Genomic DNA, 12,433 nt, shown 5'->3' with positions numbered 1-12,433 from the left:
GAAACGCACTGCCTGTCCTTTAGTTGAGAAGGCTGCCCTGCAGTTCGGCACGCAGATCCGGCGTCAGTACCGTGCCCGCGCGGTCGACCAGCAGGGCCATCTCGTAGCCGACCAGACCGATGTCGCACTCGGGGTGTGCGAGCACGGCCAGCGACGATCCGTCCGAGACGGACATGATGAAGAGGAAGCCGCGTTCCATCTCCACCACGGTCTGGTTGACGCTCCCGCCCTCGAAGATGCGGGACGCGCCGGAGGTCAGCGAGGTGAGGCCGGAGGCCACCGCCGCCAACTGATCGGCTCTGTCACGAGGGAAACCCTCGGACATGGCAAGGAGCAGCCCGTCCGCGGAGACCACGACCGTGTGGGACACCCCGGGGGTGTTGTCCACGAAGTTGGTGATCAACCAGTTCAGATTCTGCGCCGCCTGGCTCATCGGGCTCACACTAACGCTCCTGATCGTAGGTGCTGCCGGGGCCGAAGCCCTGTTGGTCATTCTGGGGGACCCCGGAGGGGTCCGTGCCGACGTTGCGTCCCTGCTGGACACCGCGGCGCAGGTTACTCAGCCTGCCGCGGACGTCCTCCGGGGCGCGGGAGACCTGTGGGCCGCCCTGCGGCGTCTGCTCCGCGGCACCTTCGACCAGGTTGGCCTTGGGCACCCGCCGGGGGAGACCGGAGGAGGTGACTCCGCCCGCCTTCGGCTCGCGCAGCCGCTCCGCCCTCTCCCAGCGATCATCATTGGAGCTGCGCCAGTCGGAGCCGTCCTGGCCGGCCTCCGGCGTGCTCCGCTGCTGCTGCACCTGCGGTGCCTGCTGGTCGCGGCCTCCGCGGCGCGGAAGGCCGGCGTCCGTCAGCGACGGGGCGTCGCTCGGTGTGGGGCCCGGACGCTCGAATGGTACGCGCTCGGGCGCGTCAGCGGGAGCGGCAGTGGCATTCCGGTCGGATTCCGCTTCGGCCCCGAAGTAGCCCTCGAATGCAGGGCGTTCAGGCCATTCGTCCGACGGTGCCGCTTCGTGGGAGACGAAAGGCTGCTGGCCCGTGGTCTCGGCGAAGCTCCCCTCGCCGAATGCCTGGTGGCCGTGGGACCGGTCGTCGTAGAGCGGTTGATCGGCTTCCGCATATGCCTGGGGCGGGTAGTCCTGGTAGCCACCGGAGGACTCCTGGTAGGCACCGGCGGACGGCGCCTCGTCACGGAAGAGCGGACGCTCGCCCCCCTGGTACTCGGCGGCCTGCTCACCGCCCGTCTGGGCTTCCAGCGCCGCCCGGCGCTCCTCGCGGAGCAGCGAGCGGCCCATCATGTCCAGATCCGCGCCGTCCGTGCGGCCGTAGCGGCTGTCGTCGAAGCCCAGCTCGGCGGCGGTGCGCTGATGGGACTCGTACGACGGCTCCTGGTGCTCCGGAACGATCCGGGAGACCGTGAAGTCGTCGTCGTACTGCTCCTCGCCGCCACCACCGTGGGTGATCGCCTCGGGCAGCATGACCAGGGACGTGGTGCCCGCCTGCTCGCCGGAGGGGCGCAGCTGCACCCGGATCCCGTGCCGGTCGGCCAGCCGGCCGACCACGAACAAGCCCATGCGCTGGGAGATCGCGGCATCCACGCTCGGCGGGTTGGCCAGCTTGTGGTTGATGTCCGCGAAGTCCTCGGGGGTGAGCCCGATGCCCTTGTCGTGGATCTCGATCATCACCCGGCCGTCGGGCAGCCGGGTCGCGGCGACCCGCACCTTGGTCTGCGGGGAGGAGAACGTGGTGGCGTTCTCCAGCAGCTCGGACAGCAGGTGCACGAGGTCGGTCACGGCCGTGCCGTGGATCTCGCTCTCGGGGACGCCGGTGAGTTCTATTCGCTCGTAGGACTCGACCTCGGACGTCGCCGCCCGCAGGACGTCGATCAGCGGCACCGGCTGGTTCCAGCGCCGGCCGGGCTCCTCGCCCGCGAGGATGAGGAGGTTCTCGCCGTTGCGCCGCATACGCGTGGCGAGGTGGTCGAGCCGGAAGAGGTTCTCCAGCTGGTCCGGGTCCGCCTCGTTGTTCTCCAGGTCGGTGATCAGCTCCAGCTGGCGCTCGATCAGACCCTGGTTGCGGCTGGAAAGGTTGGTGAAGATCGCGTTGACGTTGCCCCGCAACAGCGCCTGCTCGGCGGCGAGCCGGACGGCCTCGCGGTGCACCTGGTCGAAGGCGCGGGCGACCTCGCCGATCTCGTCGGTGGTGGAGATCGGGATGGGCTGGACGCGGGTGTCGACCCGGCCCGGGTCGGTCCGCGAGAGCTGGTCGACCAGCATCGGCAGCCGCTGCTCGGCGATGCCGAAGGCGGCGGTACGCAGCTGGCGCATGTTGCGGCTCATCCGGCGGGCCATGAGACCGGCCACCACGAACGCGATGATCAGCGCGGCCAGCACGATGCCGGAGTCGATGAAGGTGGACTGCTTGGCGTCGTCGGAGATCTGCGCCGCCTCGTTCACGGCCTTGTCCGCCAGGTCCTTCTCGATGGACCGGTACATGTCGAACTTGCCGGTCGCAGCCGCGAAGTAGCTGTCCGAGGTGACGCCGCGGGCGCCGAGCGTCTCCGGCGCCGCGCCGGTGCCGATCAGGGTGCCCATCTGGTCGATCGACGGCGGGGTGCGGAACGGCCGGCCGGCGGCCTGCGCCTGTGCCTTTGCCCGTGCGACCTTCTGCTGCGCGGCCTGCTTGAGCGCCCCGGCGTCCCTGGTCAGCCGCTCGACGTCCTCGGGCGTGCCGCCGGAGGTGTACTCGCCGATGGCGATGCCCTCCAGGTAGCGGTACGACGCGAAGGCGGTCAGCTGCAGCTTGTGCTCCTTGCCGCCCTGCGGGGTCGCCGGGTCCACCAGGAGGTGGGTGCCGATGGAGCGCTCGAGGGACTCGGCGGCCTTGGCCAGCGCGATGGCGTAGACCGTACGGCCGTAGGAGGTGATGTTGCCGGTGCCCAGGCCGAGTTCGTTGGCGAACTCCATCAGCGGGTGCTGGACCTCGACATAGCCCTCTTCGGTCTGCACACCGTGCAGCCTGGAGGTGTAGGCGGCCTGGCGCAGCTTCTGGAGCTTGGGCTCGACCTTCTCGAAGGAGGCGAGACGGCGCTTGAGGCCCGGCTTGTCCGGAATGGTCTTGGCGGCCTGGTGGAACGTGTCGGCGGCGGCGTCGGTGGTGTCCCGCGCCTGCTGGACGGCGGGGTCGTCCTTCTTGCCCTTCAGCAGCGGCGCCGCGGTGCGGTCCCGCTCGTCGATCAGAGCGGTGCTGTAGGAGAGCGCGGCGCGCACCAGCTTCGCGGTGTTCTCCGCGTCCTGCGCTTCCTGCCAGGTGCCGAACGAGCTGTCCACCCGCAGACCGCCGAAGACCAGCGCGACCAGTACGGGGATCAGCAGAATGGCGTTCAGGCGGGTCGCCACGCGCCAGTTGCGCGGGGAGTACTTACCGCCACTGACCGGAGGCTTCGCGACCGTATTTTCGGGCGCGTCGGAAGCCGGTAGGCCACCTCTGGGTGGCGGGGTGAAGTTGCCCCGCCGCGATTCCTGCGGCTCGGGGCTCGCCTTGCTTCGCCTCACTCGACCAACAACCTCTCGGCGCCGGCACTGATTTGCTGTGCCGTTTCTTCTGGGCGTTCCTACTCCGGAGTTTCAGCGAATTTCAGCACGTCAGGGCGGTGCGTTCCAAACACTGGGTAAAGCCGGAGCGGGGCCGAAAGGGCCTGAGATAAAAGGGGCGTTAAGGGCGAGCGGCGCCAAAATACTGGAGATCTGTGAGCGCAGCGAAGCCGGGCATGCGCGCGGGGTGTCGAAACCGCGCTGATTCACTGTCGAAACGTTATGAAGCAAAATTGCGGGCGTGTCGAAGGACACAGATCCACTCACGGGTGCCGGGAACTCGGCCCGGGCAGGAGGGAACGCCCCGCCGGTGACCCTCGCCGTACGGCCCGCTCCCGGTGCGGGAGCGGGCCGCCTGCGCGCTACTGCAGCCGGGCCATCAGCGCGTGCTCTACGAGCGTGATGAGCGCGCTCTTGGCCTCGCTGCGGTGCCGGGCGTCGGTCGTGATGATCGGGGCCCCCGGGCCGATCTGCAGCGCCTCACGCACCTCCTCGGGCGTGTACGGCTGATAGCCCTCGAAACCGTTGAGGGCGACGACGAACGGCAGACCGCTGTTCTCGAAGTAGTCGACCGCGGCGAAGCAGTCGGCCAGACGCCGGGTGTCGACCAGCACCACGGCGCCGATGGCGCCACGGACCAGGTCGTCCCACATGAACCAGAAACGGTCCTGGCCCGGCGTACCGAAGAGGTACAGGATCAGGTCCTGGTCCAGGGTGATCCGGCCGAAGTCCATCGCCACGGTCGTCGTGGTCTTGTCCTGCACGTGGCTGAGGTCGTCGATCCCCGCCGAAGCGGAGGTCATCACGGCCTCCGTGCGCAGCGGATTGATCTCTGAGACGGCTCCGACGAACGTGGTCTTGCCCACGCCGAAGCCGCCCGCCACCACGATCTTGGCGGAGGTGGTGGCGCGGGTTCCGTTCCCGTCGGAGCTGCTGTCAGAGCTTGCGAAGTCCACTGAGCACCCTCTCGAGCAAGGTCACGTCCGGCGTACCGCCGGCCTCACCGCTGCCGCCGGGCTGGTGGATCGCCACCATCCCGGCCTCTGCCAGGTCCGCGACCAGAATCCGCGCCACACCCAGCGGGATGTGGAGCAGCGCGGAGACCTCGGCAACCGACTTCACCTCACGGCACAGGTGGCAGATCCGCTGGTGCTCGGGCAGCAGCCCGGGCAGCTGAGAGGGGTCGGCGGTCGTGCTGACCAGCGCCTCTATGGCGAGCTGGTAACGCGGCCTGGTCCGGCCTCCGGTCATGGCGTACGGGCGCACCAGCGGCTGGTCACCTTCGCTCCCGTACGGCGCTTGGCTGTACGCGCCGTACGGGCCGGAAGTGGCAGGTGGCGGGGTCATGGGTCCTCCGGGCGGGACAACTGACTGTCGTCGGGTTGGGCCGGTGGGGGGTGCGGCACATGGGTGGTTGGGTGCTGAACGGTGCGGCGCTGCGGGCGCCGCTTCAGTGCAGCAGGCTGCCCTGCAGTTCGGCGCGCAGATCGGGCGTCAGGACCGTGCCTGCGCGATCGACCAGCAGCGCCATTTCGTAGCCGACCAGGCCGATGTCGCACTCGGGGTGTGCGAGCACGGCCAGTGACGATCCGTCCGAGACGGACATGATGAAGAGGAACCCCCGCTCCATCTCCACAACGGTCTGGTTGACCGTCCCGCCCTCGAAGATGCGGGACGCGCCGGAGGTCAGCGAGGTCAGGCCGGAGGCCACCGCCGCCAACTGATCGGCACGGTCGCGGGGGAAGCCCTCGGACATCGCGAGGAGCAGTCCGTCCGCGGAGACCACCACCGTGTGCGACACCCCGGGGGTGTTGTCCACGAAGTTGGTGATCAACCAGTTCAGATTCTGCGCCGCCTGGCTCATCGGACTCAACTAACGCTCCTGCTGGTGTGTGGGATCGACAATGCCGTGATTGCCGGTGGACGACGTCCCGGCCTGTCGGCCTTGCTGGATACCCCGACGGAGATTGGTCAGCCGCCCCCGCACATCGCCGGGCGCACGCGAGACCTGCGGACCGCTCTGGGTGGACTGCTGTTGCGCGGTGCCCGCGACGAGGTTCGCGCGCGGGACCCGGCGGGGCAGCCCGGAGGTGGTGATGCCGCCCGCGGCGGGCTGGCGGATCTGCTCCGCCTGCCGCCAGGTCTCGTCGTTCGGGGAGCTGCGCCACGTCGTGGCCTCGGCGGGCGCCGCGTTGCGGGCGCCGTTGACCGGTGCCTCGCCGCGGGCGCCGCCGCGTGCCTCGCCTTCCTGAGCGGACCCGCGGCGCGGCAGCCGCGGGGCCTCGGGCTCGGCGGCATCCTGGGGCGGCACCCCGGCAGCGGCGGCCGCGGGGGTGTTGAACCAGTTGGACTCGATGGTGTCGAAGATCGGCGTACGGCCGTCGCCGGGACCGGCTTCGGCGCTGCCGAGCACATCGGCGGACGGCGCACCGCTGTCCTGCGGCTGCTGCGCCGGGAACTGCCCGGTGCCCTGCGACTCGTCGGCGTACGCACCGCGGTCGGCGTCCGGCCGCTGGTACTGGCCGGTGTTGCTGGCGGGGCGTTCGTACTGGCCGGTGTCGCTGTCGGGTCGCTGGTACTGGCCGGTGTCGCTGCCGGGGCGTTCGTACTGCCCGGTGTTGCTGCCGGGGCGTTCGTACTGCCCGGTGTTGCTGCCGGGGCGTTCGTACTGCCCGGTGTCACTGCCGGACTGCGGGAACCCGCCCGTCTCGTACTGGCCGGTGTCGTACCGCCCGGCGTCGTACTGAGCCGTCTCGTACCGGCCCGTCTCGCGCTGACCCGTGTCGTGCCGGCCCGTGTCGGTGTCCGGCGCGGCGAACTGCCCGGTGTCGCCGCGCTCGTTGCCCGCACCCCGGCCGGCCGGACGTGCGCCCGGGCGGCCGCGGCCGCCCTGGGAGCCGTCCGCGGCGGGCGGCGGACCGTTGAAGTCGGGACGGGCGAACGCCGCGGTGTCACCGGGGCCGCCGCTCGGCGCGGGCCGCTCGAAGCTGCCGGTGCTCTCCGGCTCCTCGTGGCCACGGGGCCGGTCCTGCGCCTCGCGGGGCGTCAGCGGCCAGTCGTCGGAGCCGCCGCGCTCACGGCGCGCACCCCAGCTCGTACCGCCCGGCTGTGAGGTGCCCGGCTGCGAAGTGCCCTGGCCGCCCTGGCCGCCGGCGGGTGAACCGCCCGGCAGTTCGGCCGCGGGCCCCCGGGCCGGCAGCTGCGGACGCTCCTCACGGCGCGGTGCGCCGGTGGGCGGTGCCACGGTGGGCGCCGGACCGTTGTCCGCGCTGCGGGTGGGCAGCGAGGGGCGCGAGTCGCCGGGGCGGCCGGCGGCCGGGCGGGCGTCGCCGCCGCGCGCCGGGGCGCCGGGCGAGCCCGCGCCGGGAGGCGCCGTACGGCCGGCCGGTGCCGAGGCACCGAAGGCGTTCGGCACACCGCCGCCGGGGCCGCCGCCGGGCCCACCGCGGCCGGGCAGCGCAGGGCGCCCGCCGGCCGAGGGACCCGAGCCGACCTGCCCGCGCGGCTGGAGCCCCGCGAGCCGGCTGGACTGTCCGCCGCCGTGGTCGCCGCCGCCCTTGGCGTTGCTCGGCGCCGGCTTCTTGCCGCCCTGGGCGAGGTCGACCGGCAGCATGACCAGTGCGGTGGTGCCGCCGGAGTCGGAGGGCCGCAGCTGAATACGGATGCCGTGCCGCAGCGACAGCCGGCCGACCACGAACAGACCCATGCGCCGGGACACCGAAACGTCCACGGTCGGCGGGCTGGCGAGCCGCTCGTTGATCGCCGACAGGTCCTCGGGCGACAGACCGATACCGGTGTCGTGGATCTCGACCAGCACCCGGCCGTCGGGCAGCGCGTGACCGGTGACCTTGACCTTGGTCTGCGGCGAGGAGAACGAGGTGGCGTTCTCCAGCAGCTCGGCGAGCAGGTGCACGAGGTCGTTGACGACCCGGCCCGCGACCTCGGTCTGCGGAACCGCGTTGAGCTCGATCCGCTCGTACTGCTCCACCTCGGAGGCGGCGGCGCGGAGCACGTCGACCAGCGGCACCGGCCGCGTCCACCGGCGCCCCGGCTCCTCACCCGCGAGAACCAGGAGGTTCTCGCCGTTACGGCGCATACGGGTGGCGAGGTGGTCGAGCTTGAAGAGGGAGGACAGCTGGTCCGGGTCGGCCTCGCGGGACTCCAGTTCGGAGATCAGCGAGAGCTGACGCTGGATGAGGCCCTGCGAACGGCGCGACAGGTTGGTGAACATCGCGTTGACGTTGCCCCGGAGCAGCGCCTGCTCGGAGGCGAGGCGGACCGCCTCGCGGTGCACGTCGTCGAAGGCCGCGGCCACCCGGCCGATCTCGTCCCGGCTGTGCACACCGACCGACTGGACGGAGGTGTCCACGTCCTGGGGGTCGGACTCGGACAGCTGCTTGACCAGTTCGGGCAGCCGGTCCTGGGCGACCTTCTGCGCGGTGTCCTGCAGCCGGCGCAGCGAGCGGACCATGGACCGGGCCACGACGAACGCGCCGACCAGCGAGACGCCGAGGACGAGCAGGATCAGCGCACCGCTGATGATCGCGGACTGGGTGGCCTCGTTGCGCAGCTCGCGGGACTTCTGTTCCATCTCCGAGAGCAGCGTGGTCTCGATCCGCGACATCTCGTCGATCTTGACGGTGTCGGAGTCGTACCAGTCGAGGTAGCGGTAGTCCTGGCTGCGGATGCCGGAACCGCTGGCGAAGGCGCGGTGCGCAAAGGCGACCGCGGCCTTGATCTCGTCGTTGTTGCCGTCCAGACCGCGGGTGAGCGCGCCGGCGTTGTTGGTGTAGATCTGCGAGAAGCGGTCGCGGGCCGCCTTCTCGCTGTCCTCGGCGTTACGGCCGGCCAGCCGGTCGTTGGAGGACAGCTGGGGGCCGCCCTTGTGGGCGAGGCCGGCGCTGACCAGGGCCCGCTGGATCGACGCGTACTCCTTGGCCGACGAGAACGCCGCCAGCGCACGGGTACTGCGGATCATCTCCGGGTTGCTGGTCGCCTGCGCCATGTCCTGGGACAGCGAGAGCAGCGAATTGATCAGCTGGTTGTAGCTGGTGACGGTCCGCGCGGCGTTGTCGCCGTCCTTGTAGGAATTCGCGCGGATCTCGTTGAGGGTGTTGAGCTGGCGGCCGATCTCCAGGACGGTTGCCCGGACACCGGCCATCGTGGCGTCCTGGCCCTGGATGTCACCGGTGGCCTGGTTGAACGACAGCTTGGCGCGGTCGGTCGCCTCACGGGGCGCGACGACGTTCGCGTCGTCCTTGGAGTTGCCGCTGCCGGCCAGCGGACCGGCCGACTTGTCCCGCTCCACCTGCAACGCGTCGGCGAGCTCGGTCGCCTGCCGGGTCATCTCGGTGAGCAGCTGCATCTTGTCGAGCTGGTCGATGTTCTCCATCGACGTGCCGATGCGCATACCGCCCAGCGTGGTCGCGGCGACCACGGGAAGCGCGAGCAGGGACACCAGGCGGGTACTGATGCGCCAGTTGCGCAACGCTATTCGCGAACCCGGGCCGCCGGCGCCCTTCGGCGCCTTGGCCTTGCCACTGTCCGCGGCGTCATTGCCCGGCGCCTGACCGCCTCCGTCGACGGGCAGAGTGCCGCCCGCGGAACCACTGCTCTGGGCGCGCTGGGGCGAGGAGGCGCGGTCTGTCCCGCCGCGCAGCTCCGGGTCCGCCGCAGCGCTGCCATCCCTCTTGAAACGTCCCTGCACTAGCGTCGCAACCTCTGGACCAGGCGTCCCACCTCGGCGGGACGGTGTCGAGTCGTATGGGGGACCGCTGAGTCCCCCATGGCGGTCGTGAGTGACCGGCGGGCTGCCCTCTCTGGCCGAGAGAGCGGCACCACCGCGCGGCGCTACGTTGCGCCCTGCGCGCCGGCTGAAACGTGCGGCGGTCCGTGGAATTCCAGCACAGTGCAGGATCTCCAACAAGAGCGGAACCGCGCACTGTGACGTGGGTGACGCAATGTACGGAGCGCGTCACGACTTGTAGAACGTACCCCTGTTCATAACGGACTTTTATCCGCGAGTCGTTCGTCTGTAGCGGCTGTCCCAGGTGCGGTGATCGGGAGCGGAACGTGCAGTTCAATCCGTCATTGTCCGTTTCGCCCAGGGATGTTGATCATGGGAAATGCGGCATTTGTCGCACAGTTCGTGAGCAAACTCACAGGAAGATCATTGAGTTTCCCGGCACTTCGCAGGGAATAGCGTGCATAGCCTGACGCTTTACACAGTTACCCGATGTGACAAGGCAGCTTTCCGCAAGCCCTTTCCGACCTTTGATGACGCGAGGCAAGCAGCAGTGAAGACGACGACGATGTTCCGCAACATAGCCAACCCGCGGCGCACCACCCTGGCCCACCTCAACGACGCCGGCGAGCTCGGCACCGAGGCGCTCCAGGCACCGGAGCACACCGTCGACCTGCCGACCCAGACCGCCAATCCCCGCCGCACCGTCCTGATGGACGCCCCTGGCCAGGACGTCCCGGCGTAAAGCGTCAGCGAATCGGCAGCGGCCCCGCGATAGCCTGGAGTGTCAACTCCGGCCAGTGATCAATTGAGGGGCAGCGGCAACCCGTGCGCATCGCCAGATTCTCCATCGACGGCAACGTCGGCTTCGGCGTCCTCGAAGGCGACGAACTCGACGTCATCAAGGGGCATCCCTTCGCAGAATTCGAGCGCTCGGGCCAGAAGGTCCCCCTCGACAAGGTCCGGCTGCTGCCGCCGGTGCTGCCCAACAAGATCGTGGCGATCGGCCGCAACTACGCCGAGCACGCCGCCGAGCTGGGCAACGCCGTCCCGGACGTACCGGTCACCTTCTTCAAGCCGTCCACCTCGGTGACCGGCCCCGGCGACCCCATCGCGTACCCCTCCTTCTCCCAGGAGGTGCATCACGAGGCGGAGCTCGCCGTCGTCATCGGCCGTATGTGCCGGGAGGTGCCCCGCGAGCGCGCCAAGGACGTCATCCTCGGCTACACCTGCGCCAACGACGTCACCGCACGCGATGTGCAGCAGCGTGAGCAGCAGTGGGCCAGGGCCAAGGGCTTCGACAGCTCCTGCCCGCTCGGCCCCTGGGTCGAGACCGGACTCTCCCCGGCGGACGTCGCCGCGGGCCTCACCGTCCAGTGCACGGTCAACGGCGAACAACGCCAGCTCGGCCGCACCAGCGACATGGTCCGTCCGGTCGAGGACCTGATCGTCCACATCACCGAGGCGATGACCCTGCTCCCGGGCGACGTCATCCTCACGGGCACCCCGGCCGGAGTCGGCCCGCTCAACGTCGGCGACGAGGTCGCCGTCACCATCGAAGGCATCGGCACTCTCACCAACAAGGTGATCAAGCGTGGCTAACGCGACCCCCGGCACCCCCGTCCGCGTCCGTTTCTGTCCCTCCCCGACCGGTAACCCCCATGTCGGCCTGATCCGTACCGCCCTGTTCAACTGGGCCTACGCACGGCACAACAAGGGCACCCTGGTCTTCCGGATCGAGGACACCGACGCGGCCCGCGACTCCGAAGAGTCCTACCACCAGCTGCTGGACTCCTTCCACTGGCTCGGTTTCGACTGGGACGAGGGCCCCGAGGTCGGGGGCCCGCACGCGCCGTACCGCCAGTCGCAGCGCATGGACCTCTACAAGGACATCGCCGACAAACTCCTCGCCGCCGGCCACGCGTACCACTGCTACTGCACCACCGAGGAGCTGGACGCCCGCCGCGACGCGGCCCGCGCCGCAGGCAGGCCCTCCGGTTACGACGGCACGTGCCGCACGCTGACCGACGAGCAGAAGGCCGCGTACGAGGCCGAGGGCCGCACCTCCATCGTCCGTTTCCGGATGCCCGACGAGCCGATCACCTTCACCGACCTGGTGCGCGGCGAGCTGACCTTCACCCCGGAGAACGTCCCGGACTACGGCATCGTCCGCGCCAACGGCGCGCCCCTCTACACCCTCGTCAACCCCGTCGACGACGCCCTGATGGAGATCACCCACGTCCTGCGCGGCGAGGACCTGCTCTCCTCCACCCCCCGCCAGATCGCCCTGTACAAGGCGCTGATCGAGCTGGGCATCGCCAAGACGGTCCCGCTCTTCGGCCATCTGCCCTACGTCATGGGCGAGGGCAACAAGAAGCTCTCCAAGCGTGACCCGCAGGCGAACCTCAACCTCTACCGCGAGCGCGGCTTCCTCCCCGAGGGCCTGCTCAACTACCTTGCGCTGCTCGGCTGGTCCTTCTCGGCGGACCAGGACCTCTTCTCCGTCCCCGAGCTGATCGAGAAGTTCGACATCGCGGACGTCAACGCCAACCCGGCCCGCTTCGACCTGAAGAAGGCCGAGGCGATCAACGCCGACCACATCCGGCGGCTGGACGTGAAGGACTTCATCACGGCCTGCGAGCCCTGGCTGAAGGCCCCGCACGCCAACTGGGAGCCCGAGGAGTTCGACGAGGCCGCCTGGCAGGCCATCGCCCCGCACGCCCAGACCCGCCTGACCGTCCTCTCCGACATCACCGCCAATGTCGACTTCCTGTTCCGCAAGGAGCCGGTCGAGGACGAGGCGTCGTGGACGAAGGCGATGAAGGGCGACCCGGTCGCGCTGCTCACCACGGCCCGCGCCACGCTCGACGCCGCCGACTGGGCGTCCGGCCCCGAGCCCCTCAAGGAGGCCGTCCTGGCCGCCGGCGAGGAGCACGGCCTCAAGCTCGGCAAGGCACAGGCCCCCGTCCGGGTGGCGGTCACCGGCCGCACGGTCGGCCTGCCCCTCTTCGAGTCCCTGGAGATCCTCGGCAAGGAGCGCACCCTCCAGCGCATCGACGCGGCCCTGGCCAAGCTGGCCGGCTGACCCCGCACCGGTGCC

Annotated in this window: 9 protein-coding genes; 3 read left to right on the top strand and 6 right to left on the bottom strand. The window is 70.1% G+C overall.

The window, feature by feature from the left end:
* Nucleotides 1–19: 19 nt before the first annotated feature.
* From ACF088_RS00820 to ACF088_RS00795, 6 genes are all read right to left on the bottom strand, one after another.
* Nucleotides 20–433: a roadblock/LC7 domain-containing protein gene (locus ACF088_RS00820; RefSeq protein ID WP_018087204.1), complete on the bottom strand. Its 414-nt coding sequence runs from the start codon at nucleotides 431–433 to the stop codon at nucleotides 20–22.
* Nucleotides 434–443: 10 nt separating this feature from the next.
* The gene (locus ACF088_RS00815) at nucleotides 444–3,551 is read right to left on the bottom strand and encodes a nitrate- and nitrite sensing domain-containing protein (RefSeq protein ID WP_392373197.1); all 3,108 of its coding nucleotides are present in this window, start codon (nucleotides 3,549–3,551) and stop codon (nucleotides 444–446) included.
* Nucleotides 3,552–3,952: 401 nt separating this feature from the next.
* Nucleotides 3,953–4,546, bottom strand: a complete 594-nt coding sequence (locus tag ACF088_RS00810) for an ATP/GTP-binding protein (protein ID WP_392373196.1) — start codon at nucleotides 4,544–4,546, stop codon at nucleotides 3,953–3,955.
* Nucleotides 4,527–4,937, bottom strand: a complete 411-nt coding sequence (locus tag ACF088_RS00805; RefSeq protein WP_030087818.1) for a DUF742 domain-containing protein — start codon at nucleotides 4,935–4,937, stop codon at nucleotides 4,527–4,529. Before ACF088_RS00805 ends, ACF088_RS00810 begins: the two co-directional genes overlap by 20 nt.
* Nucleotides 4,938–5,040: 103 nt before the next feature.
* Nucleotides 5,041–5,454 carry a roadblock/LC7 domain-containing protein gene (locus tag ACF088_RS00800; RefSeq protein ID WP_018087200.1) on the bottom strand — a complete coding sequence of 138 codons (414 nt, stop codon included), beginning with the start codon at nucleotides 5,452–5,454 and terminating at the stop codon, nucleotides 5,041–5,043.
* Between the two features lie 9 nt (nucleotides 5,455–5,463).
* Nucleotides 5,464–9,297: a nitrate- and nitrite sensing domain-containing protein gene (locus tag ACF088_RS00795; RefSeq protein ID WP_392373194.1), complete on the bottom strand. Its 3,834-nt coding sequence runs from the start codon at nucleotides 9,295–9,297 to the stop codon at nucleotides 5,464–5,466.
* 604 nt (nucleotides 9,298–9,901) lie between these two features.
* Between ACF088_RS00795 and ACF088_RS00790 the strand changes: the two genes are divergently transcribed.
* The 3 genes from ACF088_RS00790 to gltX all read left to right on the top strand — a co-directional run bounded on the left by ACF088_RS00790 (nucleotide 9,902) and on the right by gltX (nucleotide 12,418).
* A complete protein-coding gene (locus ACF088_RS00790; RefSeq protein ID WP_392373193.1) occupies nucleotides 9,902–10,078 on the top strand; it encodes a hypothetical protein in 177 nt (58 codons plus the stop codon).
* An 83-nt stretch (nucleotides 10,079–10,161) separates the two neighbouring features.
* Nucleotides 10,162–10,935, top strand: coding sequence for a fumarylacetoacetate hydrolase family protein (locus tag ACF088_RS00785; protein WP_392373191.1), 774 nt, complete (start codon nucleotides 10,162–10,164; stop codon nucleotides 10,933–10,935).
* Nucleotides 10,928–12,418 (top strand): glutamate--tRNA ligase, encoded by a 1,491-nt coding sequence (gltX, locus tag ACF088_RS00780; RefSeq protein WP_392373189.1) that lies wholly within the window; start codon nucleotides 10,928–10,930, stop codon nucleotides 12,416–12,418. The genes ACF088_RS00785 and gltX overlap by 8 nt, the downstream gene beginning before the upstream one ends.
* Nucleotides 12,419–12,433: the final 15 nt, after the last annotated feature.

Source organism: Streptomyces sp. NPDC015125 (assembly GCF_043080045.1).
Taxonomy (GTDB): Bacteria; Actinomycetota; Actinomycetes; order Streptomycetales; family Streptomycetaceae; genus Streptomyces.
Note: the sequence above shows the minus strand (reverse complement) of the source record. Positions and strands in the feature narration are given on the sequence as shown.